Here is a 23343-nt window from a genome sequence, read left to right as displayed (position 1 = left end):
GAGGACACATGTACCAGATCTTCTTCAAGCTCTTCTTCGCCCGCATGGACCCGGAGCAGGCGCACCACCTGGCCTTCCGCTGGATCCGGCTCGCCGCCCGCGTCCCGGTGCTGCGCACCTTCGTCGCCGCCGCGCTCGCGCCCCGGTACAAGGAGCTGCGCACCGAGGCCCTGGGCCTGCGCATGCACGGCCCCTTCGGGCTCGCCGCGGGCTTCGACAAGAACGCGGTCGCCATCGACGGCATGGCGATGCTCGGCTTCGACCACGTCGAGATCGGCACCGTGACGGGGGAGCCGCAGCCCGGCAACCCCAGGAAGCGGCTGTTCCGCCTCGTGGCGGACCGGGCGCTCATCAACCGCATGGGCTTCAACAACGACGGCTCGCGGGCCGTGGCGGCCCGTCTGGCCTCCCGCAACCCCGTCTTCCGGACCGTCGTCGGCGTCAACATCGGCAAGACCAAGGTCGTCCCCGAGGAGGAGGCCGTCGCCGACTACGTGAAGTCGGCGGAGCGGCTGGCGCCGTACGCCGACTACCTGGTGGTCAACGTCTCCTCGCCGAACACGCCGGGCCTGCGCAACCTCCAGGCCACCGAGGCGCTGCGTCCCCTGCTGAGCGCCGTCCGCGAGGCCGCCGACCGCGCGGTGCCCGCACGGCGCGTGCCCCTGCTGGTCAAGATCGCCCCGGACCTCGCCGACGAGGACGTCGACGCGGTCGCCGACCTCGCCGTCGAACTCGGCCTCGACGGCATCATCGCCACGAACACCACCATCGCGCGCGAAGGGCTCGGCCTGCGGTCGACGCCCGCCCTGGTCAAGGAGACCGGCGGCCTGTCCGGCGCCCCCCTCAAGGAGCGCTCCCTGGAGGTCCTGCGCCGCCTGTACGCGCGCGTGGGCGACCGGATCACCCTGATCGGCGTCGGCGGCGTCACGACCGCCGAGGACGCCTGGCAGCGCATCCTGGCCGGCGCCACGCTGGTCCAGGGCTACAGCGCGTTCATCTACGAGGGTCCCTTCTGGGGCCGCGCGATCCACAAGGGGCTCGCCGCCCGACTGCGGCAGAGCCCGTACGCCACCCTCGCCGACGCGGTCGGCGCCGACGTGAGGAAGTCCCAGTGACCGGCATGACGGTTCTCGAGCCCTTCGGCGCCCGGCTGCGCCGCGCGATGGACGAACGCGGCCCGCTGTGCGTCGGCATCGACCCGCACGCCTCCCTGCTCGCCGACTGGGGCCTGAACGACGACGTGGCGGGCCTGGAGCGCTTCAGTCGCACCGTCGTCGAGGCGGTGGCCGAGCGGGCCGCCGTGCTCAAGCCCCAGATGGCCTTCTTCGAGCGCTTCGGCTCACGGGGCGTCGCCGTCCTGGAGAAGTCGGTCGAGGAGGCCCGAGCGGCCGGCGCGCTGGTCGTGATGGACGCCAAGCGCGGCGACATCGGCTCGACCATGGCCGCGTACGCCGAGACCTTCCTGCACAAGGACGCGCCGCTGTTCTCGGACGCGCTGACGGTCTCCCCGTACCTCGGCTACGGCTCGCTGAAGCCCGCCGTCGACCTGGCCCGGGAGAACGGCGCGGGCCTGTTCGTGCTGGCGCTGACCTCCAACCCGGAGGGCGGCGAGGTCCAGCACGCGGTGCGCGCGGACGGACGGAACGTCGGGGCGACCATGCTGGCGCATCTGTCGGCCGAGAACGCCGGCGAACGGCCCCTCGGCTCCTTCGGCGCGGTGGTGGGGGCCACCCTGGGCGACCTCTCCTCGTACGACCTGGACATCGACGGACCGCTCCTCGCGCCAGGGATCGGTGCCCAGGGAGCCACCCCGGCGGACCTGCCGCGGGTCTTCGGCGCTGCGGTGCGCAACGTGGTTCCCAACGTCAGCCGGGGTGTTCTGCGTCACGGTCCCGATGTGGCCGCGTTGCGGACGGCCACCGACCGCTTCGCGGAGGAGATCGGTGCGGCGGTCACCGCGGCCTGACTCTGGATACATCCTCAAATACGAGGCAGTATGTCCTAAATGTCTGGCCTGACGGAGGCTGACCAGGACTTTTCCGCTGTTCTCGCTGACTCTGGCGGACTTGACCGCTAGTCTCCGTCGAGAGTCACCGGGCGAGCGTGTTGCTCGTGGCTCACCAGGTGTGGGGCGACTAGGTTCCTCACCGGTCCGTATCCGACAGTTCGACATCCGAGGTGACGTAGGCGTGGCTCTTCCGCCCCTTACCCCTGAACAGCGCGCAGCCGCGCTCGAAAAGGCCGCCGCGGCTCGCCGGGAGCGGGCCGAGGTCAAGAATCGACTCAAGCACTCCGGCGCCTCCCTCCACGAGGTCATCAAGCAGGGCCAGGAGAACGACGTCATCGGCAAGATGAAGGTCTCCGCCCTCCTCGAGTCCCTGCCGGGCGTGGGCAAGGTCCGCGCCAAGCAGATCATGGAGCGGCTCGGCATCTCCGAGAGCCGTCGCGTGCGGGGCCTCGGCTCCAACCAGATCGCATCCCTGGAGCGTGAGTTCGGCAGCACGGGCTCCTGAGTCCCGGGCACCGCGCGATTGCTGGAATAATCGCTGCATGGCTGCAACACCCCGGGGGACGTCCCCCGTACCCCCGGACGCTCGTCCGCGGCTGACCGTGCTCTCCGGCCCCTCAGGGGTCGGGAAGAGCACGGTCGTCGCTCATATGCGCAAGGAACACCCCGAGGTCTGGCTCTCGGTGTCGGCGACGACCCGCAAGCCCCGGCCCGGCGAGCAGCACGGCGTCCACTACTTCTTCGTCACCGACGACGAGATGGACAAGCTGATCGCCAACGGTGAGCTGCTCGAGTGGGCCGAGTTCGCGGGCAACCGCTACGGCACGCCCCGCACCGCCGTGCTGGAGCGGCTCGAGGCCGGCGAGCCGGTGCTGCTCGAGATCGACCTCCAGGGCGCGCGGCAGGTCCGCGAGTCCATGCCGGAGGCCCAGCTGGTCTTCCTGGCGCCGCCCTCCTGGGAGGAGTTGGTGCGCAGGCTCACCGGCCGGGGCACCGAACCGCCGGAGGTCATCGAGCGCCGCCTCGCCGCGGCCAAGGTCGAGCTGGCGGCCGAGCCGGAGTTCGACGAGACCCTGGTGAACACCTCCGTCGAGGACGTGGCCCGCGAGCTGCTAGCCTTGACGAACGTCGTGTGATCGCGACAGGTCCGCAGACCCGGCCGATCCGCCCGACTGAATCTTTCCCATCCATCGGAAGGTAGAGCGTGTCCTCTTCCATCTCCGCGCCCGAGGGCATCATCAACCCGCCGATCGACGAGCTCCTCGAGGCCACGGACTCGAAGTACAGCCTCGTGATCTACGCGGCCAAGCGGGCCCGCCAGATCAACGCGTACTACTCGCAGCTCGGCGAGGGCCTCCTCGAGTACGTCGGTCCGCTCGTCGACACCCACGTCCACGAGAAGCCGCTCTCGATCGCCCTGCGCGAGATCAACGCGGGTCTGCTGACGTCCGAGGCCATCGAGGGCCCCGCGCAGTAGTACCGGCAGTAGTATTTTCAGCCTCGAGCTGACTTTTCCACAGGCCCGGCAGTCCGACTGCCGGGCCTGTGGTGTGTGATGGGGACATACGCATTCCGAGGTCCGGGAGAGATGGTGGACAAGCCCAAGGTCGTTCTGGGGGTCAGCGGCGGGATCGCCGCCTACAAGGCCTGTGAGCTGCTGCGCAGGTTCACGGAGTCGGGACACGACGTGCGCGTCGTCCCCACCGCCTCCGCGCTGCACTTCGTCGGCGCCGCCACCTGGTCCGCCCTGTCCGGCAACCCCGTCTCCACCGAGGTCTGGGACGACGTGCACGAGGTCCCGCACGTCCGCATCGGCCAGCACGCCGACCTCGTCGTCGTCGCCCCCGCCACCGCCGACATGCTCGCCAAGGCCGCCCACGGCCTCGCCGACGACCTGCTCACCAACACCCTGCTCACGGCCCGGTGCCCGGTGGTCTTCGCCCCCGCCATGCACACGGAGATGTGGGAGCACCCGGCCACCCAGGAGAACGTGGCGACACTGCGCCGCCGGGGCGCCGTCGTGGTCGAACCGGCCGTCGGCCGCCTCACCGGCGTCGACACCGGCAAGGGCCGGCTGCCCGACCCGGGCGAGATCTTCGAGGTCTGCCGCCGGGTGCTCGCCCGCGGTGTGCGCGAACCCGACCTCGCCGGACGGCACGTCGTCGTCAGCGCCGGCGGCACCCGCGAGCCCCTCGACCCCGTCCGCTTCCTCGGCAACCGCTCCTCGGGCAAGCAGGGCTACGCCCTGGCCCGCACGGCCGCCGCCCGGGGCGCCCGCGTCACGCTGATCGCGGCGAACGCGGCGCTGCCGGACCCGGCCGGCGTGGACGTCGTCCCGGTGGGCACGGCCGTGGAGCTGCGCGAGGCCGTGCTCCGCGCCGCGGCGGACGCCGACGCCGTCGTCATGGCCGCCGCGGTCGCGGACTTCCGTCCGGCGGTCTACGCGGCCGGAAAGATCAAGAAGAAGGACGGCCAGGAGCCGGAACCGGTCACGCTGGTGCGTAATCCGGACATCCTTGCGGAGATCTCCGCCGACCGGGCCCGCGCCGGACAGGTGGTCGTCGGCTTCGCCGCGGAGACGGACGACGTCCTCGCCAACGGCCGGGCCAAGCTGAAGCGCAAGGGCTGCGACCTCCTCGTGGTCAACGAGGTCGGGGAGCGCAAGACCTTCGGTTCCGAGGAGAACGAGGCGCTGGTCCTGGGCGCCGACGGCAGCGAGACCCAGGTGCCGCACGGCCCGAAGGAGGATCTGGCCGAAACGGTGTGGGACCTCGTGGCGGAACGACTCGGCTGAATGCCCCATTCGTTCCCCCGGTGCTCGTGCACCTCGCGCATTCGGGCGTGGCGAGCCTGGCCAAGGGGCCTTCGCATTGTGCAGAATGCCCGTGCCGCAGGTCACAGCCCTTCCGAGAGCTGAGACGGGTGAGTCCGCGGCCGAGTGCGACCGATAAACTGTTCTCGGACGTCGCCGGGTGCAGCTCCCCGTGCCGTCCACCAATGATCAGCCAGCAGCCGCTGCAACCCCAGGGAGCGTTGTGTCCCGTCGCCTGTTCACCTCGGAGTCCGTGACCGAGGGTCACCCCGACAAGATCGCTGACCAGATCAGCGACACGATTCTCGACGCGCTTCTGCGCGAGGACCCGGCCTCCCGGGTCGCCGTCGAGACGCTGATCACCACCGGCCTGGTACACGTGGCCGGAGAGGTCACGACCAAGGCCTACGCGGACATCGCCACGCTGGTCCGCGGCAAGATCCTGGAGATCGGCTACGACTCCTCCAAGAAGGGTTTCGACGGCGCGTCCTGCGGCGTGTCCGTGTCGATCGGCGCGCAGTCCCCGGACATCGCGCAGGGCGTCGACACGGCGTACGAGTCCCGGGTCGAGGGTGACGAGGACGAGCTGGACCGGCAGGGTGCGGGCGACCAGGGCCTGATGTTCGGCTACGCCTCGGACGAGACGCCGACCCTCATGCCGCTGCCGGTCTTCCTGGCGCACCGCCTGGCCAAGCGCCTGTCCGACGTCCGCAAGAACGGGACCATCCCGTACCTGCGCCCGGACGGCAAGACGCAGGTCACCATCGAGTACGACGGCGACAAGGCCGTCCGCCTCGACACGGTCGTCGTCTCCTCGCAGCACGCGAGCGACATCGACCTGGAGTCGCTGCTCGCTCCCGACATCAAGGAGTTCGTCGTCGAGCCCGAGCTCAAGGCGCTCCTCGACGACGGCATCAAGCTCGACACGGAGAACTACCGGCTGCTGGTCAACCCCACCGGCCGTTTCGAGATCGGCGGCCCGATGGGCGACGCCGGCCTGACCGGCCGCAAGATCATCATCGACACCTACGGCGGCATGGCCCGCCACGGCGGCGGCGCCTTCTCCGGCAAGGACCCGTCCAAGGTCGACCGCTCGGCGGCGTACGCGATGCGCTGGGTCGCCAAGAACGTCGTCGCCGCGGGTCTCGCCGCCCGCTGCGAGGTCCAGGTCGCCTACGCCATCGGCAAGGCCGAGCCCGTCGGCCTCTTCGTCGAGACCTTCGGCACCGCCAAGATCGACCACGAGAAGATCGAGAAGGCGATCGACGAGGTCTTCGACCTCCGCCCGGCCGCGATCATCCGCGACCTCGACCTGCTCCGCCCGATCTACGCCCAGACCGCCGCGTACGGCCACTTCGGCCGCGAGCTGCCCGACTTCACCTGGGAGCGCACGGACCGCGTCGACGCGCTGCGCAAGGCGGCGGGCCTGTAACAGCGGTCCGCACCGACGGCACGTCGCGAGGCCCGGTGTCCCCCGTGGGGGCACCGGGCCTCGGCGTGTCGGGATCCGGGAGGGACGGCGGGATGCGGGCGCCGTCGGTTGTCAGTGGTCTTTGGTAAGAATGCAGGCGTGAGCAGCGAGGACGAACGGGCGGGCGGGGGCGCGGACGACGCGCCCCCCGAGCAGCTCGCGCTCATCCGGGAGACCGTGCGGCAGGCGAAGGCGCCGCGGGCCAAGCCGCGGACCTGGCGCGGAGCCGCGCTCGCCAAGGAGCTGCCCGTCGCCCGGGTCCTGGTCGACAAGGGCGTGCTCCACCTCGACCGGTACTTCGACTACGCCGTACCGGAGGAACTCGACGCCGAGGCCCAGCCGGGCGTGCGGGTGCGGGTGCGCTTCGGGGCCGGACGGCACCGGGTGCGCGACGGACGGCGCGAGGGCGGCGGCCTCATCGACGGTTTCCTGGTGGAGCGGCTCGCGGAGTCCGACTACGCGGGGCCGCTGGCCGCGCTGGCCCAGGTCGTCTCGCCCGAGCCGGTGCTCGACGCCGAGCTGCTCGGTCTCGCCCGGGCCGTCGCCGACCGCTACGCCGGCTCTCTCGCCGATGTGCTGCAGCTCGCCGTACCGCCGCGCAGCGCACGCGCGGAGAAGCGGCCCTCGCCGGAGCCGCTGCCCCCGCCGCCGGTGCCCGAGCCCGGGTCCTGGGCACGGTACGAGCAGGGAGCCGCGTTCGTCGCGGCCCTCGCCTCGGGCGGGGCGCCGCGCGCCGTGTGGAACGCGTTGCCCGGCCCCGAATGGAGCGAGGAGCTGGCGCGGGCCGTGGCGGCGACGCTGGCCTCCGGGCGGGGCGCGCTCGTCGTCCTCCCCGACGGACGGGCGGTCGCCCGTGCCGACGCCGCGCTGAGGGCCCTGCTCGGCGAGGGCCGGCACGCGGTGCTCACCGCCGACGCCGGACCCGAGAAGCGGTACGCCCAGTGGCTCGCGGTGCGCCGGGGGGCCGTACGGGCGGTCATCGGGACCAGGGCCGCGATGTTCGCGCCGGTGCGCGACCTCGGGCTGGTCGCCCTGTGGGACGACGGCGACGACAGCCACAGCGAGCCGCACGCCCCGCAGCCGCACGCCCGCGAGGTGCTGCTGCTGCGCGCGGCCCAGGACGGATGCGCCTTCCTGCTGGGCGGCTGGAACTGCACGGTGGAGGCCGCCCAGCTCGTCGAGACCGGCTGGGCCCGGCCGCTGGTCGCCGCTCGGGAGCAGGTGCGGGCCTGCGCCCCGCTGGTGCGGACCGTCGGGGACGGGGACCTGGCCCGCGACGAGGCGGCCCGCGCCGCACGGCTGCCCACGCTCGCCTGGCAGGCCGCCAGGGACGGGCTGCGGCAGGGTCCGGTGCTGGTCCAGGTGCCACGGCGTGGATACGTGCCGCGGATGGCGTGTGCCGCCTGCCGGACGCCCGCGCGGTGCCGGCACTGCTCCGGGCCGCTGGAGGGGCGGGAGTCCGGGGCGGCGCTGCGGTGCGGGTGGTGCGGGCGCGAGGAGGGCGCCTGGCACTGCCCGGAGTGCGGGGCCCTCCGGCTGCGCGCGCAGATCGTGGGGGCGCGCCGGACCGCCGAGGAGCTGGGGCGCGTCTTCCCGGCGGTGCCGGTGCGCACCTCGGGCCGCGAGCATGTGCTGGACACCGTGCCCGGGACGCCGGCGCTGGTGGTGAGCACCCCCGGCGCCGAACCCGTCGCCGAGGGCGGCTACGCGGCGGCCCTGCTGCTCGACGGCTGGGCCATGCTCGGACGGCCCGACCTGCGCGCCGGCGAGGACGCGCTGCGACGCTGGCTGTCGGCGGCCGCGCTGGTGCGCCCGCAGTCCGCCGGCGGGACCGTCGTGGTGGTCGCCGAGCCGACCCTGCGGCCGGTGCAGGCACTGGTGCGCTGGGACCCCGTCGGCCACGCGGTGCGCGAGCTGGCCGAGCGGGCCGAGCTGGGCTTCCCGCCGGTGTCGCGGATGGCGTCCGTGGCGGGACCCGCGGAGGCGGTGGCAGGCTTCCTCGGCGCGGTGGAGCTGCCGCGGGAGGCGGAGATCCTCGGGCCCGTCCCGCTCCCCGTCACGTCGCCGGGGCGTCCGCGCCGGGTGGGCGGGCCGCCGCCGGGGGAGCAGTGGGAGCGGGCGCTGATCCGGGTGCCGCCGGGGAGCGGGGCGGCGCTGGCCGGTGCGCTGAAGACCGCGCAGGCGGCACGGATGGCGCGCGGGGGCGACACGGCGGTGTGGGTGCGGATCGATCCGCCCGACATCGGGTGAGCCGCCCGGCGTCGGCTCGAGGTGACGGCGTCCGCTCGGGGCGACGGCATCGGCTCGGGGCGACGGCATCGGTGACCGTGCCGGCCCCGGGGCAGCCGCCCTCCCGAGGGTGCCGGGAGGGCGGGCGCGGATCAGCCGTTGCGGGGGCCGGGGAAGGCCGTCGGCCTGACCTCTTCGCGCAGGGCCGGACTGCCCGCCGTCGGCTGGGTCGGCATGGAGCGGGCCGCGGGCACGGTGGGCACGGCCGGGATGCCGCTGCCCACGTTGACCGGGCGGGTGCCCGTCGGCTCCGGTGCGCGCTCGGGGGTCTCGGCGGTCGCCGCCTGGGCCGCCGCGCGGCGGGAGCCGTAACGGCGGTGCACCGCCTGCTTGGTGACGCCGAGCGCGGAGCCGACCGCGTCCCACGAGAAGCCGAGCGAGCGGTCGAAGTCCACGGCTGCCGTGACCAGGGTCTCGACACTGTCCCGCAGCTCCTGGGCGAGACGGACCGTCGGGGCGGGAGCGCGTCCGTAGACGACGAAGCCCGTCGACGGGCCGGAACGGCGCGGTCGGTAGACATTGCCCAGCTGGGCGGTGAGGGTGCGCAGTGCGTCCACCTGCCGGCGGACCCGCTCGATGTCCCGCACCAGCAAGTGCAGGCTGGCCCGAGCCTGGGCGTCGTGGGTTGCGTGGTCGGCCATGAACAAGCCTCTCGAACCGGCGTTGAAAGGAACCGGGCCGCACGGGCGGCCCTGTGTGGTCAACTCTTTCTTGACCAACGCGTGGGCGCTCCGCTGGTCACGGGGTGGGGGCGTGGCGGCATATGCGTGCGCCCCTCTCCGGGCCGACGTACGCCTCGCCTTCGGCCTTCGGTGCCTGCTCACCCACCCGCGCACCACTCCTTTCCAGCCGGTCGAGAGGCCGGACTCTCCCGTGGGGGCCGAACGACGTCGGCGGCCGTGCCTCGTCCTCGGGCTCGTAGACTGGTGCGTCGCCCACCGCCGTCCCGCCCGAGAGGCCCGTCCCACCCATGAAGCTGGTCTTCGCCGGTACCCCCGAGGTCGCCGTTCCCGCCCTGGACGCCCTGATCGCCTCCGGGCGTCACGAGGTGGCCGCCGTCGTCACGCGGCCCGACGCGCCGGCCGGGCGCGGGCGCCGGCTGGTCGCCTCTCCCGTGGCCGAGCGCGCGGAGGAGGCCGGGATCGAGGTGCTCAAGCCCGCGAAGCCCCGCGACCCGGAGTTCCTGGAGCGACTGCGCGAGATCGCGCCCGACTGCTGCCCCGTCGTCGCCTACGGCGCCCTGCTGCCCCGTGTGGCCCTGGACGTGCCCGCCCAGGGCTGGGTCAACCTGCACTTCTCGCTGCTGCCCGCCTGGCGCGGGGCCGCGCCCGTGCAGCACGCGCTGATGGCGGGGGACGAGATCACCGGGGCGTCCACCTTCCTCATCGAGGAGGGCCTCGACTCCGGGCCCGTCTACGGGACCGTCACCGAGACCATCCGCCCCACCGACACCAGCGGCGACCTGCTGACCCGCCTCGCCTTCGCCGGCGCCGGACTGCTCGCCGCCACCATGGACGGCATCGAGGACGGCAGGCTGAAGGCCGTGCCGCAGCCCGCCGACGGCGTCACCCTCGCGCCGAAGATCACCGTCGAGGACGCCCGGATCGACTGGACCGCCCCGGCGCTGCGCGTCGACCGGGTCGTGCGCGGCTGCACCCCCGCGCCCGGCGCCTGGACCACCTTCCGCGGCGAGCGGCTCAAGCTGGTGCAGGCCCTGCCCGTGCCCGACCGCACCGACCTCGCCCCCGGGCAGCTCGCGGCCGGGAAGAACAACGTGTACGTCGGCACCGGCTCCTACGCCGTCGAGCTGCTGTGGGTGCAGGCCCAGGGCAAGAAGCCGATGCGGGCCGCGGACTGGGCGCGCGGGGCGAGGATCGCCGAGAGCGAGCTGCTCGGCGGCTGACCTGCGCCTTCGCACCACGCTCACCGGCCCGGCGTACGCTGGTGAGCGCACTTCACCCCACACCCGGAGCACCTTTTCCGTGAGCGAGCAGCCTCGTCGTCCCCGCAAGCCCGGCAAGCCCTACCGCAGGCCCCAGAAGGACCCCGTCCGCATCCTCGCCTTCGAGGCGCTCAGGGCCGTGGACGAGCGGGACGCGTACGCCAACCTCGTCCTGCCGCCGCTGCTGCGCAAGGCCCGCGAGAAGGAGGGACCCGAGAAGTTCGACGCCCGGGACGCCGCGCTCGCGACCGAGCTGGTCTACGGGACGCTGCGCCGGCAGGGGACGTACGACGCGGTCATCGCCGCCTGCGTGGACCGGCCGCTGCGGGAGGTCGACCCGCCGGTGCTGGACGTGCTGAGCCTCGGTGTGCACCAGCTGCTCGGGACGCGCATCCCGAGCCACGCCGCCGTGTCCGCCTCCGTCGAGCTGGCGCGGGTGGTGCTGGGCGACGGGCGGGCCAAGTTCGTCAACGCCGTGCTCCGCAAGGTCGCGCAGGACGATCTCGAGGGCTGGCTCGAGCGGGTCGCGCCGCCCTACGACGAGGACCCCGAGGACCACCTGGCCGTCGTGCACTCGCATCCGCGCTGGGTCGTCTCCGCGCTCTGGGACTCGCTGGGCGGAGGCCGGGCCGGCATCGAGGAGCTGCTGGCCGCCGACAACGAGCGGCCCGAGGTCACCCTGGTCGCCCGCCCGGGCCGCGCCACGGCCGACGAACTGCTGGGCGAGGAGGCGGCCGTGCCGGGCCGCTGGTCGCCGTACGCGGTGCGGCTGAGCGAGGGCGGCGAGCCCGGTGCCGTCGAGGCCGTACGGGAGAACCGGGCCGGCGTGCAGGACGAGGGCAGTCAGCTCGTCGCGCTCGCCCTGGCCAACGCGCCCCTGGAGGGATCCGACCGGCGCTGGCTGGACGGCTGCGCGGGCCCCGGCGGCAAGGCGGCGCTGCTCGGCGCCCTGGCGGCGGAGCGCGGTGCCTTCCTCCTCGCCTCCGAGAAGCAGCCGCACCGCGCGGGGCTCGTGGCCAGGGCGCTCGACGGCAACCCCGGCCCGTACCAGGTGATCGCCGCCGACGGCACCCGCCCGGCGTGGCGGCCCGGGAGCTTCGACCGCGTCCTGGTCGACGTGCCCTGCACCGGCCTCGGTGCCCTGCGCCGCCGGCCCGAGGCACGCTGGCGGCGCCGTCCCGAGGACCTGGACGGCTTCGCCCCGCTCCAGCGCGGGCTGCTGAACAGCGCCCTGCAGGCGGTACGGGTCGGCGGGGTCGTCGGCTACGCGACCTGCTCGCCGCACCTCGCCGAGACCCGCGCGGTCGTCGCCGACGTCCTCAAGCAGCACCCGGAGGCGGAACTCCTCGACGCCCGCCCCCTCCTCCCCGACGTCCCCCACCTCGGCGAGGGCCCCGACGTCCAGCTCTGGCCCCACCTCCACGGCACGGACGCGATGTACCTCGCCCTGATCCGCCGCGCGGCATAAGCGCCCCGAAGGGGCGCGGGGCTGCGACACCGTGCGGCTCCGCCGCGGGGCGCGACCGCCCCCACCGGCCCGCGGCCGAAGAACAACCGCACCCCGAGGGGACCCATGCCACTGACCCCCGGAGGGCATGGCAACCTTGGGGGCATGGCCGCGCAGATCAACCCCAGCATCCTGTCCGCCGACTTCGCCCGCCTCGCGGACGAGGCCAAGGCGGTCGAGGGAGCCGACTGGCTCCACGTCGACGTCATGGACAACCATTTCGTCCCCAACCTGACGCTCGGCGTGCCGGTCGTGGAGTCCCTGGCCCGTGCGACGGACACCCCGCTGGACTGCCACCTGATGATCGAGGCCCCCGACCGGTGGGCCCCGCAGTACGTCGAGGCCGGCGCCGGTTCCGTCACCTTCCACGTGGAGGCGGCCTCCGCGCCGGTCCGGCTCGCCCGCGAGATCCGGGCCAAGGGCGCCCGCGCCTCCATGGCGCTGCGGCCCGCGACGGCGATCGAGCCGTACGAGGACCTGCTGCCCGAACTCGACATGCTGCTGATCATGACGGTTGAACCGGGCCTCGGCGGGCAGGCGTTCCTCGACATCATGCTTCCGAAGATCCGCCGCACCCGAGAGCTGATCAAGAAGCACGGTCTGGAGCTGTGGCTGCAGGTCGACGGCGGTGTCTCGGCGTCCACCATCGAGCAGTGCGCCGACGCCGGCGCCGACGTCTTCGTGGCCGGTTCCGCCGTGTACGGGGCGTCCGACCCGGCCGAGGCGGTACGTGCACTGCGCAACCAGGCCGAGACGGCGACCGCCAGGGCGTCCTGGGCGTGCGACCACTGAGGAACAGAACGTGAACGGCTCCCAGCAGGGCTGATCAAGTGCGCCGAATCTGCAAGGATGAACGGCGAGTCCAGAGTGTGAACAGCAGTGAGGAGATCGCCGTGTCGGGTATGTCGGCGGGCCGTTCAGCCATGCGGATGGGACCCGCTGAGCTGGTCCAGGCGGCGGCCATGGCCCGCCGCTTCTACCTCGAGGGCAAGTCCAAGATCCAGATCGCGGAGGAGTTCGGCGTCAGCCGCTTCAAGGTGGCCAGGGTTCTCGAGACGGCCCTCGAGAGAGACCTTGTACGAATCGAGATCCGGGTGCCGGCCGAGCTGGACGCGGAGCGTTCCGACGCCCTGCGGGCCCGCTACGGCCTCAGGCACGCCGTCGTCGTCGAGTCCCCGGCCGAGGCCGAGGAGACCCCCGACCCCGAGAACCTGGGCGAGGTGGCCGCCGACCTGCTCGGCGAGCTGGTCAACGAGGGCGATGTGCTCGGCCTCGCCTGGGGCCGTTCCACGATCCACATGGCGGCCGCCCTCGACCGGCTGCCGCCGTGCACCGTCGTGCAGCTGACGGGCGTGTACGACGCCGGGACCGCCGAGCGCGGATCGGTCGAGGCCGTCCGCCGCGCCGCGCAGGTGTCGGGCGGCGACGCCCACCCCATCTACGCGCCGATGCTGCTGCCGGACGCGGCCACCGCGACGGCGCTGCGCCACCAGACCGGGATCGCCCGGGCCTTCGAGTACTTCGACAAGGTCACGGTCGCCTGCGTCTCCATCGGCTCCTGGGAGCCCGGCATCTCGACGGTGCACGACATGCTCAGCGACGAGGAGCGGGCGCACTACGCGTCCCTCGGTGTCGCCGCCGAGATGTCCGCCCACCTCTTCGACGCCGAGGGGCGCCGGGTCGGCCGGGACCTGGGGGAGCGGTGCATCACGGTCACGGCCGACCAGCTCCGCCGTATTCCCGAGGTCGTCGCGATCGCGGGCGGGCAGCGCAAGGCGGCGGCCATCGACGCGGTGCTGCGGTCCGGGCTCGTCACCAGCCTGGTGACGGACACCTCGGCCGCGGACTACCTGATGACGGCGGGGAGCACGCCGAAGCCGACCCTCAACCGATCCGACCCCGACGGGGCCTGACGGCCAGTCAGAGGAAGGGCAGGGCATGACGGAGGACCCCGCGGGGCGGCTCGTGGTCACGCTGGACCTCGACGGGGTCACGGACAAGGCGGGCCTCATGGACCGCTGCGCCCGTGCCCTGGGCCTGCCCGAGTGGTTCGGCCGCAACTGGGACGCGCTCGCCGACTCCCTGGCCGACCCGTCCGTCTGGCCGGGGGAGGCGGCGGACCGCGGCCTGCTGCTCCTCGTGCGGGGCTGGCGCGGGTACGCCGAGGCCCGGCCGGACGAGTGGGCCGTCGCCGAGGAGGTCTTCGCCGAGGCCACCGACCGAGGCCCGGGGCTCTTCGTCACCCTGGGGCCTGGAGGTTCCTCCAAGGGGGCCGCTGACCAGCCTGGATGATCTGCCCGGGGATATTCCGGCGCCCGTCATGGGAGAATGAAGTACGTGCTCTTTCCCCCTGGCTGACCTGTCCGGGGGCCACCTCTGATCGACTGGGATGTGCAGCACGTGCGTTTCCTCAATGACATCCAGCCCTCGTACGACCTGACGTACGACGACGTCTTCATGGTGCCGAGCCGTTCCGCCGTCGGCTCCCGGCAGGGCGTGGACCTCGGTTCCCCGGACGGCACGGGCACCACCATCCCGCTGGTCGTCGCCAACATGACCGCCATCGCCGGGCGCCGCATGGCCGAGACGGTCGCCCGTCGCGGCGGCCTCGTCGTCATCCCGCAGGACATCCCGATCGAGGTCGTCACCGACGTCGTCACCTGGGTGAAGAGCCGCCACCTCGTCCTGGACACCCCGATCGTGCTGGCCCCGCACCAGACCGTCGCCGACGCGCTCTCCCTGCTGCCCAAGCGCGCGCACGACGCCGGCGTCGTCGTCGACGGGGACCACAGGCCGATCGGCGTGGTCACCGACGCCGACCTGTCCGGCGTGGACCGCTTCACCCAGCTCGAGGAGGTCATGTCCAAGGACCTCATCCTGATCGACGCGGACACGGACCCCCGCGAGGCCTTCAACACCCTCGACACCGCCAACCGCCGCTATGCGCCCGCCGTCGACAAGGACGGCCGCCTGGCCGGCATCCTGACCCGCAAGGGCGCCCTGCGCGCCACGCTGTACACCCCGGCCGTCGACGCGCAGGGCAGGCTCCGCATCGCCGCCGCCGTCGGCATCAACGGCGACGTGGCGGGCAAGGCCAAGCAGCTGCTGGACGCGGGCGTGGACACCCTCGTCATCGACACCGCGCACGGTCACCAGGAGTCGATGATCAGCGCAGTCAAGGTGGTGCGCGAGCTCGACCCGCAGGTGCCGATCGTGGCCGGCAACATCGTCTCCGCCGAGGGCGTGCGCGACCTGATCGAGGCGGGCGCGGACATCATCAAGGTCGGCGTCGGCCCCGGCGCCATGTGCACCACCCGCATGATGACCGGCGTCGGCCGGCCGCAGTTCTCCGCCGTCCTGGAGTGCGCCGCCGAGGCGAAGAAGCACGGCAAGCACGTGTGGGCCGACGGCGGCATCCGCCACCCGCGCGACGTGGCCATGGCGCTCGCCGCCGGCGCGTCGAACGTGATGGTCGGCTCCTGGTTCGCCGGCACGTACGAGTCCCCGGGGGACCTCCAGCACGACGCCAACGGCCGCCCCTACAAGGAGTCGTTCGGCATGGCCTCCGCCCGCGCGGTGCGCAACCGCACCTCGGAGGAGTCCGCCTACGACCGGGCCCGCAAGGCGCTGTTCGAGGAGGGCATCTCCACCTCCCGCATGTTCCTCGACCCGACCCGTCCGGGCGTCGAGGACCTGATCGACTCGATCATCGCGGGCGTCCGCTCCTCCTGCACCTACGCCGGTGCCGCCTCCCTGGAGGAGTTCGCCGAGAAGGCCATCGTCGGCATCCAGAGCGCCGCCGGTTACGCCGAGGGCAAGCCGCTGCACGCCAGCTGGAGCTGACCCGCGCGACCGTTCCGTACGGCCCCCTCGTCTCCCCTCGCCCGGGAGGAGAGGGGGCCGTACGCCGTCCCCGGGACGGCCACGGAACGGGCGCTGAGCAGGCCCGATTCCTCTCCGCCCCGCCTTCCGGCGGGGCCCTGCGCAACGCTCGAAAGCCCCCGCGCAACGAACACACGCCTTCCCCCGGCGAACGCAACGTTCGTGCGGAGATGCGCAAGGTTGCTGCATTACCCCGGGGAACGTGACGCTCGTAGGGTTCTGCGCTGTACGTGGCGTGGCGGGGGCCCCGCTCGGTGGGTTCCCGCTTCCGCGAGGGACGCCGCCGGTCCCCGCCGCTCCAGAAGCCCGCCGCGACAGAGCCCGCTCGACACCGGGCGGCGCGACCGGCAGCGACAAAGGAGTCAACGCGTGCTCGACCAAGGCGCACCCCCGCACCACGACACACCGGCCGGCCCCGCGTCCCCGGGGCTCGCCGCGCGCCTCATGCGCCGCAAGCCCGTGGAACGGCTGGTCGCCGAGGGCGGCCAGGGCGAGGGCGGCAGCCTGCGCCGCTCCCTCGGCCTGTGGCAGCTCACGATGATCAGCATCGGCGCCACCCTCGGCACCGGCATCTTCGTCGTCCTCGGCGAGGCCGTCCCCAAGGCCGGACCCGCGGTCACCCTCTCCTTCGTCATCGCCGGACTGACGGCGCTCTTCTCGGCCCTGTCCTACGCCGAGCTGGCCGGCACCATCCCGGTCGCCGGCTCCTCGTACTCGTACGCCTACGCCACCATGGGCGAGCTGGTCGCCTGGATCTGCGGCTGGTGCCTGGTCCTGGAGTACGGCGTCTCGGTCGCCGCCGTCGCCGTCGGCTGGGGCGAGTACCTGAACGAGCTCCTCGACGGCACGATCGGCGTCACCATTCCGGCCGCCCTCTCGGCGCCGCCCGGCGACGGCGGGATCTTCAACCTGCCCGCGCTGATCGTGGTGCTCCTCGCCATGACGTTCCTGCTGGGCGGCGCCCGCGAGTCGGCCCGCGCCAACACGGTCATGGTCGTCGTCAAGATCGCCGCGCTGGTGCTGTTCTGCGCCGTCGGCGTCCAGGGCTTCCGCTCCGGCAACTACGAGAACTTCATGCCGCTCGGCATGGCCGGCGTCAGCGCGGCCGGTGCGACGCTCTTCTTCTCGTACATCGGCTTCGACGCCGCCTCCACCGCCGGTGAGGAGGCGAAGAACGCCCAGCGCGACCTGCCCCGCGCGATCATGCTCTCCCTCGTCATCGTCACCCTGCTCTACGTCCTCGTCGCCGCCGTCGCCGTCGGCGCCAAGCCGTGGAAGGGCTTCACCGACTCCGAGGCCGCCCTCGCCCAGATCATGACCGACGTCACCGGACAGAGCTTCTGGGGCACCCTGCTGGCGTTCTGCGCGGTCGTCGCCATCGCCAGCGTCGTGCTGACCGTCCTCTACGGCCAGACCCGCGTCCTGTTCGCCATGTCCCGCGACGGACTGGTGCCCAAGGTGTTCTCCAAGGTCCACCCGAAGACCGGCGCGCCCCGCGCCAACACGCTGATCGTCTCCCTGTTCTGCGGCGTCCTGGCCGCCGCCATCCCGCTCGGCCGGCTCGCCGACGCCACCAGCATCGGCACCCTCTTCGCCTTCGCCCTGGTCAACGTGGCCGTCGTGGTGCTGCGCCGGACCCGACCCGACATGCCGCGCACCTTCCGGGTGCCGCTGTCCCCGGTCCTGCCTGCCCTCGGCTTCGGCTTCTGCCTCTGGATGATGGGCAGCCTGTCCACCGTCACCTGGGTGGTCTTCGGTGTCTGGATGGCCGCCGGGCTCGTGTTCTACTTCGTGTACGGCCACCGCCGTTCCCGACTCGCCACGCCGGACCCGTCCGAGGCCCGGACGCACCAGAAGTGAAGTGACCGACCCGCAGTGCTGAACGATCTCGACGAACGCATCGTGCACGCCCTCGCCGAGGACGCCCGCCGCTCCTACGCGGACATCGGGCAGTCGGTCGGCCTGTCCGCGCCCGCCGTGAAACGGCGCGTCGACCGGCTGCGCGCCTCCGGAGCCATCACTGGCTTCACCGTGCGGGTCGACCCCGCCGCGCTCGGCTGGGAGACCGAGGGGTTCGTCGAGATCTTCTGCCGTCGCAACACCTCACCGGAGACCATCCAGCGGGGCCTGGAGCGCTACCAGGAGGTCGTGGCCGCGTCCACCGTCACCGGGGACGCGGACGCGATCGCCCAGGTCTTCGCCGCCGACATGCGGCACTTCGAACGGGTCCTGGAGCGCATCGCCGGCGAACCGTTCGTGGAGCGCACCAAGTCCGTGCTGGTGCTCTCACCGCTGCTGCGGCGCTTCTCGTCGGGGTCGCCCGCGTAATCACTGTCGCCAGGGGCGCGGGGCCGTCTAGCATCGGTGTCATGACCTGGCGACATTGATCTCCCCGCCGTGCCCGTTCCCGAGGGCCGCCTCGGACGCCGTACCCCCGGTGTCCGATCCGCTCCCTCGGGAAGGCCTCATGACCCACGCACCCACACGTGTGCCGCCCGCCGGCTACCGGCGGCTGACGGCCACGCTGTACGGCTACGCGTTCCTCGACGACTTCGTCCTGCTCTACCCGGTGTACGCGCTGCTCTTCAGCGACGCCGGGCTCTCCGTCTGGCAGATCTCCTCACTCTTCGCCCTCTGGTCGGTCACCGGCGTCCTGCTGGAGGTGCCCTCCGGCGCCTGGGCCGACGCCGTCTCCCGGCGGCTGCTCCTGTGGCTCGGCCCGCTCCTCACCGCCGCCGGCTTCGCCCTGTGGGTGCTCGTCCCGTCCTACGGCGCCTTCGCGCTGGGCTTCGTGCTGTGGGGCGCCGGGGGAGCACTCGGGTCCGGCGCGCTGGAGGCCCTCGTCCACGACGAACTGGACCGGCTCGGCGCCGCCGGCCGCTACGCCCGCGTCATGGGCCGGGCCCGCTCGGCCGGGCTGGTGGCCGTGATGGCCGCGATGGGCCTGGCCGGGCCGGTGTTCGCCCTCGGCGGCTACCCGGCCGTCGGGGCGGCGAGCATCCTGGTCTGTCTGCTGGCGGCGGCCCTGGCGACCCGGTTCCCCGAGCACCGTGCGGCGGTGACGTCCGGCGAGGGGTGGGCCTCGGGCCTGCGGTCCGGTCTCGCCGAGGCCCGTGCCGACCGGTCCGTGCGCGGTGCGCTGCTGCTCGTGCCGGTGGTGGGCGCCGTGTGGGGCGCCCTCGACGAGTACACGCCCCTGCTGGTCCGCGACACCGGCGTGGCCGAGGCGACCGTGCCGTGGCTGCTCCTGCTGATCTGGGCCGGCGCCACCGCCGGGGGCCTGCTGGCCGGGCCCGCCGAACGGCTCGGCAACGCCGGCTTCGGTGTGCTGCTCGGCGGTGCCGCGCTCGCCCTGGCCGTGGGTGCCGGCGCGGGCACGCCGATCGGCCTGGGCCTGGTCGCCGTCGCCTTCGGCGGCTTCCAGCTCGCGCACGTGCTTGCCGACGCCCGCCTCCAGCGGCGTATCGACGCCGCCGGCCGGGCCACCCTGACCTCGGTGGCCGGGCTCGGCACCGAGCTGGCCACGGTCGCGGTGTACGGGGCGTACGCGGTGGCCGGGACGGAGGCGGGACACGGCACCGCGTTCGCGATCTTCTCGGTGCCGTATCTGCTGGCGGGGGCGGTGCTGGTGGCCGCCGGCCGGACCAGGGCCGCAGCCACCGGGGCACGGTCCTGAAGCCGGCCCGGGCCCTTCCCGGCCTCGAGGGAACGCCGGGAAGAGCCCGGGCCGGCAGTCGGGAAGAGGCCTGGTCGAAGGTGTGGGGCCCGTCCGTCCCGCACCGGCGGGCGGGGTGCGCAACGAATCACCGCGAGCCCCCCGGTGGACGCAACGATCCGCTCACCGGCGCGCAACGGCTCCTTCTTGTCCGGCCGAGTCCGCCGACCGTACCGTCTATCTGGCCCCCAGACCCCCTCCCACCGGTGAGGAACACGCATGCGCACCGCCCTGCTCCAGAGCTCCGGCCGCCCCGGCTCCACCGTCGAGAACCTCACGGTCCTCGACGAGGCCGCGGGCCGCGCCGCCGCCGCGGGCGCCGGGCTGCTCGTCACCTCCGAGCTGTTCCTCACCGGGTACGCGATCGGCGACGGCATCGGCCGCCTCGCCGAGTCCGCCGACGGCGAGGCCGCCGACGCCGTCGCGGAGACCGCCGCGCGGCACGGCCTCGCCATCGCGTACGGCTACCCGGAGCGGTCCGGAGAGAGCGTCCACAACTCCGTCCAGCTGATCTCCGCCGACGGCACCCGCCTGGCCAACTACCGCAAGACCCACCTCTTCGGCTGCTTCGAGCACGACCACTTCGTCCCCGGCGAGCAGCCGGTCGTGCAGGCCGAGCTGAACGGCCTCACCGTCGGCCTGATGATCTGCTACGACGTCGAGTTCCCGGAGAACGTACGAGCCCACGCCCTGGCCGGCACCGACCTGCTGCTCGTGCCGACCGCGCAGATGCACCCGTTCCAGTTCGTCGCCGAGTCCGTCGTGCCCGTGCGGGCCTTCGAGAACCAGATGTACGTGGCGTACGTGAACCGGGTCGGCCCGGAGGGCGAGTTCGAGTTCGTCGGGCTGTCAGTGCTGGCCGGCCCCGACGGCATCGCCCGCGTCCGCGCCGGACGCACCGCCGAACTGGTCGTCGGCGACGCCGATCCGGCCTTCCTCGCCGCGTCCCGCGAGGCCAACCCGTATCTGAAGGACCGCCGCCCCGGCCTCTACGGGTCCCTCGTCTGACCGCCCACCGTCACCCCCGTTCCACCTGTGCAAGGAGTCCGTACCCCATGACGTCCACGGTGCCCAACGCGATCGAGCACGCCGACGAGCAGCAGCCGCCGATCACCATGTTCGGGCCGGACTTCCCGTACGCGTACGACGACTTCCTCGCCCACCCGGCGGGCCTCGGCCAGATACCCGCGACCGAGCACGGCAGCGAGGTCGCCGTCATCGGCGGCGGTCTGTCCGGCATCGTCGCCGCCTACGAGCTGATGAAGATGGGCCTCAAGCCCGTCGTGTACGAGGCCGACAGGATCGGCGGCCGGCTGCGCACCGTCGGCTTCGACGGCTGCGACCCGTCGCTGACCGCCGAGATGGGCGCCATGCGCTTCCCGCCGTCCTCCACCGCCCTCCAGCACTACATCGACCTGGTGGGACTGGAGACCCGGCCCTTCCCCAACCCGCTGGCCGAGGCCACCCCGTCCACCGTCGTCGACCTCAAGGGCGAGTCCCACTACGCCGAGACGCTCGCCGACCTGCCGCAGGTCTACCGGGACGTCGCCGGCGCCTGGGCCAGGTGCCTCGAGGAGGGCGCCGACTTCTCGGACATGAACCGCGCCCTGCGCGAGCGCGACGTCCCGCGCATCCGGGAGATCTGGGCGAAGCTGGTCGAGAAGCTCGACAACCAGACCTTCTACGGCTTCCTCTGCGAATCCGAGGCCTTCAAGTCCTTCCGGCACCGGGAGATCTTCGGCCAGGTCGGCTTCGGCACCGGCGGCTGGGACACCGACTTCCCCAACTCCATCCTGGAGATCCTCCGCGTCGTCTACACCGAGGCCGACGACCACCACCGCGGCATCGTCGGCGGCTCCCAGCAGCTGCCGCTGCGCCTGTGGGAGCGCGAGCCGGAGAAGATCGTCCACTGGCCCCACGGCACCTCGCTGAAGTCCCTGCACGTGGACGGCGAGCCCCGCCCGGCCGTGACCCGGCTGAACCGCACCGCCGGCAACGGGATCACCGTCACCGACGCCGACGGCGACATCCGCACCTACCGGGCGGCGGTCTTCACCGCCCAGTCCTGGATGCTGCTCTCCAAGATCGCCTGCGACGACTCGCTCTTCCCGATCGACCACTGGACCGCCATCGAGCGGACCCACTACATGGAGAGCTCCAAGCTCTTCGTGCCCGTCGACCGGCCCTTCTGGCTGGACAAGGACGAGGAGACCGGGCGGGACGTCATGTCGATGACGCTCACCGACCGCATGACCCGCGGTACGTACCTGCTGGACGACGGCCCGGACAGGCCCGCCGTCATCTGCCTCTCCTACACCTGGTGCGACGACAGCCTCAAGTGGCTGCCGCTGTCCGCGAACGAGCGGATGGAGGTCATGCTGAAGTCGCTCGGCGAGATCTACCCGAAGGTCGACATCCGGAAGCACATCATCGGCAACCCGGTGACGGTCTCCTGGGAGAACGAGCCCTACTTCATGGGCGCCTTCAAGGCCAACCTGCCCGGCCACTACCGCTACCAGCGGCGCCTGTTCACCCACTTCATGCAGGACCGGCTGCCCGAGGACAAGCGGGGCATCTTCCTCGCCGGTGACGACATCTCCTGGACGGCCGGCTGGGCCGAGGGGGCCGTCCAGACCGCGCTGAACGCGGTCTGGGGCGTCATGCACCACTTCGGCGGCCAGACCGACGCGACCAACCCCGGCCCGGGCGACGTCTACGACGAGATCGCGCCGGTCGAGCTGCCCGAGGACTAGATTCCGGCGGCCCTTGCCTTCTCGTACACCTCGGCGGCGACGTCCTTGAGCTCCTCGGCGTCCCGCAGGGAGCCCTGGAGGTCGACGAGGATCTCCTCCAGGCCGATCTCGGCGTGCGCGGCCAGGTCCTCGACGATCTGGTCGACGCTGCCGTGGAAGGGGCGGCGGCCGGCGCCGTCCTGGCCGCCCGGCCGACAGCGGGCGTTGACCCGCAGCACCGTGCGGATCGGCTCCGTACGGCCGCGTTCCTCGGCCAGCTCGCGCAGCAGGCGCCACTGCTCGGCCACGGCCTCGGCGCCCATGCCGGTCGGCAGCCAGCCGTCGGCGTGGTCGACCAGCCGGCGCCGGGCCCTGCCGCTGCCCGCCGCCAGCAGGACCGGGATCGGCCGGGCGGGCTTGGGGCCCACCACGGCGGACGCGATCTTCGTGACCTCGCCCTCGTACACCACCGGGTCCGGGCCCCACACCGCCCGGCACACCTCGATCAGCTCGTCCAGCGCGGCGCCGCGCTCGGCGAACGGCCTTACGGACGCCGCCGCGTACTCGTCGTGGGACCAGCCGGTGCCGAAGCCCGCGATCACCCGGCCGCCGCTCGCCGCGTCCAGCGTGGCCAGCGCCTTGGCCAGCTGGAACGGCACGTGCAGCGGGGCGACCAGTACGCTCGTGCCCAGCTCCGCCCGCTCGGTGGCCGCGGCGGCCAGCGTCAGGGTGACCAGCGGCTCGGCCACGCTCCGGTAGGTGTCGGGCCAGGGCAGGCCCTCGATGCCGTACAGCCCCTGGCCGGCGGGCTCGGGGAACAGGGCCCTCTCGAAGACCCACAGGCTCTCGTAGCCCGTCCGTTCCGCCGCGCGTGCCACGTCCGGGACGTCCTTGCCGATGTCGTACTGCCGCATCTGGGGGAGGCCGAGTCCGAGCCGGGTCGTCATGGCGGGGTGCTCCTTCGCAGTCGGGGTGCGATGTTGCC

At 72.9% G+C, this 23343-nt stretch carries 21 protein-coding genes; 19 read left to right on the top strand and 2 right to left on the bottom strand.

The genetic code is table 11. The features are described from left to right. Positions 1-8 precede the first annotated feature (8 nt). The 8 genes from AB0E77_RS13515 (at position 9) to AB0E77_RS13480 (ending at position 8541) form a co-directional block, all read left to right on the top strand. Positions 9-1115, top strand: coding sequence for a quinone-dependent dihydroorotate dehydrogenase (locus tag AB0E77_RS13515; protein WP_361569444.1), 1107 nt, complete (start codon positions 9-11; stop codon positions 1113-1115). Between the two features lie 5 nt (positions 1116-1120). Beyond that, positions 1121-1966, top strand: coding sequence for an orotidine-5'-phosphate decarboxylase (gene pyrF, locus AB0E77_RS13510; protein ID WP_361569442.1), 846 nt, complete (start codon positions 1121-1123; stop codon positions 1964-1966). A gap of 223 nt (positions 1967-2189) precedes the next feature. Continuing rightward, positions 2190-2513, top strand: a complete 324-nt coding sequence (locus AB0E77_RS13505) for an integration host factor (RefSeq protein WP_003977346.1) — start codon at positions 2190-2192, stop codon at positions 2511-2513. A gap of 37 nt (positions 2514-2550) precedes the next feature. Then, a complete protein-coding gene (gene gmk, locus AB0E77_RS13500; protein WP_225635325.1) occupies positions 2551-3144 on the top strand; it encodes a guanylate kinase in 594 nt (197 codons plus the stop codon). Positions 3145-3212: 68 nt separating this feature from the next. Further along, complete coding sequence (rpoZ, locus tag AB0E77_RS13495) at positions 3213-3485, top strand: DNA-directed RNA polymerase subunit omega (protein WP_003977348.1); 273 nt, start codon at positions 3213-3215, stop codon at positions 3483-3485. A 114-nt stretch (positions 3486-3599) separates the two neighbouring features. Then, entirely contained in the window at positions 3600-4802 is a 1203-nt protein-coding gene (gene coaBC / locus AB0E77_RS13490; protein WP_361569641.1) for a bifunctional phosphopantothenoylcysteine decarboxylase/phosphopantothenate--cysteine ligase CoaBC, read from the top strand. 241 nt (positions 4803-5043) lie between these two features. Next, entirely contained in the window at positions 5044-6252 is a 1209-nt protein-coding gene (metK, locus tag AB0E77_RS13485) for a methionine adenosyltransferase (RefSeq protein ID WP_361569441.1), read from the top strand. Positions 6253-6390: 138 nt separating this feature from the next. Then, positions 6391-8541 (top strand): primosomal protein N', encoded by a 2151-nt coding sequence (locus AB0E77_RS13480; RefSeq protein ID WP_361569439.1) that lies wholly within the window; start codon positions 6391-6393, stop codon positions 8539-8541. 131 nt (positions 8542-8672) lie between these two features. Here AB0E77_RS13480 and AB0E77_RS13475 read toward each other — a convergent pair whose 3' ends face one another. After that, on the bottom strand, positions 8673-9221 hold the full coding sequence (locus AB0E77_RS13475; RefSeq protein WP_361569437.1) for a hypothetical protein: 549 nt from the start codon (positions 9219-9221) through the stop codon (positions 8673-8675). Positions 9222-9550: 329 nt separating this feature from the next. Here AB0E77_RS13475 and fmt point away from each other — a divergent pair, with 329 nt between their 5' ends. From fmt to AB0E77_RS13420, 11 genes are all read left to right on the top strand, one after another. Continuing rightward, complete coding sequence (gene fmt, locus AB0E77_RS13470; protein ID WP_361569435.1) at positions 9551-10483, top strand: methionyl-tRNA formyltransferase; 933 nt, start codon at positions 9551-9553, stop codon at positions 10481-10483. A gap of 79 nt (positions 10484-10562) precedes the next feature. Then, positions 10563-11990: a transcription antitermination factor NusB gene (locus AB0E77_RS13465; protein WP_361569433.1), complete on the top strand. Its 1428-nt coding sequence runs from the start codon at positions 10563-10565 to the stop codon at positions 11988-11990. Positions 11991-12134: 144 nt separating this feature from the next. Further along, positions 12135-12821 (top strand): ribulose-phosphate 3-epimerase, encoded by a 687-nt coding sequence (gene rpe / locus AB0E77_RS13460; RefSeq protein WP_361569431.1) that lies wholly within the window; start codon positions 12135-12137, stop codon positions 12819-12821. A gap of 77 nt (positions 12822-12898) precedes the next feature. Beyond that, positions 12899-13942 carry a sugar-binding domain-containing protein gene (locus tag AB0E77_RS13455; protein ID WP_361569429.1) on the top strand — a complete coding sequence of 348 codons (1044 nt, stop codon included), beginning with the start codon at positions 12899-12901 and terminating at the stop codon, positions 13940-13942. A gap of 25 nt (positions 13943-13967) precedes the next feature. After that, entirely contained in the window at positions 13968-14321 is a 354-nt protein-coding gene (locus AB0E77_RS13450; RefSeq protein ID WP_361569428.1) for a barstar family protein, read from the top strand. Positions 14322-14429: 108 nt separating this feature from the next. Continuing rightward, positions 14430-15872: a GuaB1 family IMP dehydrogenase-related protein gene (locus AB0E77_RS13445; protein WP_361569426.1), complete on the top strand. Its 1443-nt coding sequence runs from the start codon at positions 14430-14432 to the stop codon at positions 15870-15872. A gap of 408 nt (positions 15873-16280) precedes the next feature. After that, the gene (locus AB0E77_RS13440) at positions 16281-17771 is read left to right on the top strand and encodes an amino acid permease (RefSeq protein WP_361569424.1); all 1491 of its coding nucleotides are present in this window, start codon (positions 16281-16283) and stop codon (positions 17769-17771) included. A 15-nt stretch (positions 17772-17786) separates the two neighbouring features. Continuing rightward, the gene (locus tag AB0E77_RS13435) at positions 17787-18239 is read left to right on the top strand and encodes an Lrp/AsnC family transcriptional regulator (RefSeq protein ID WP_361569422.1); all 453 of its coding nucleotides are present in this window, start codon (positions 17787-17789) and stop codon (positions 18237-18239) included. A 139-nt stretch (positions 18240-18378) separates the two neighbouring features. Then, positions 18379-19587, top strand: a complete 1209-nt coding sequence (locus AB0E77_RS13430) for an MFS transporter (protein WP_361569420.1) — start codon at positions 18379-18381, stop codon at positions 19585-19587. A 258-nt stretch (positions 19588-19845) separates the two neighbouring features. Beyond that, positions 19846-20634, top strand: coding sequence for a carbon-nitrogen hydrolase family protein (locus AB0E77_RS13425; RefSeq protein WP_361569418.1), 789 nt, complete (start codon positions 19846-19848; stop codon positions 20632-20634). A 47-nt stretch (positions 20635-20681) separates the two neighbouring features. Next, on the top strand, positions 20682-22379 hold the full coding sequence (locus tag AB0E77_RS13420; protein WP_361569416.1) for an NAD(P)/FAD-dependent oxidoreductase: 1698 nt from the start codon (positions 20682-20684) through the stop codon (positions 22377-22379). Here the strand turns inward: AB0E77_RS13420 and AB0E77_RS13415 are convergent. Then, positions 22376-23305, bottom strand: coding sequence for an LLM class F420-dependent oxidoreductase (locus tag AB0E77_RS13415; RefSeq protein WP_361569415.1), 930 nt, complete (start codon positions 23303-23305; stop codon positions 22376-22378). The two genes, AB0E77_RS13420 and AB0E77_RS13415, sit on opposite strands and share 4 nt — an antisense overlap. Between the last annotated feature and the right edge of the window lie 38 nt (positions 23306-23343).

Origin of the sequence: Streptomyces sp. NPDC032940 (genome assembly GCF_040636935.1) — a bacterium.
Lineage (GTDB): Bacteria > Actinomycetota > Actinomycetes > Streptomycetales > Streptomycetaceae > Streptomyces.
The sequence above is the reverse complement of the archived record's forward strand: the minus strand, read 5'-3'. Positions and strand labels throughout refer to the sequence as shown.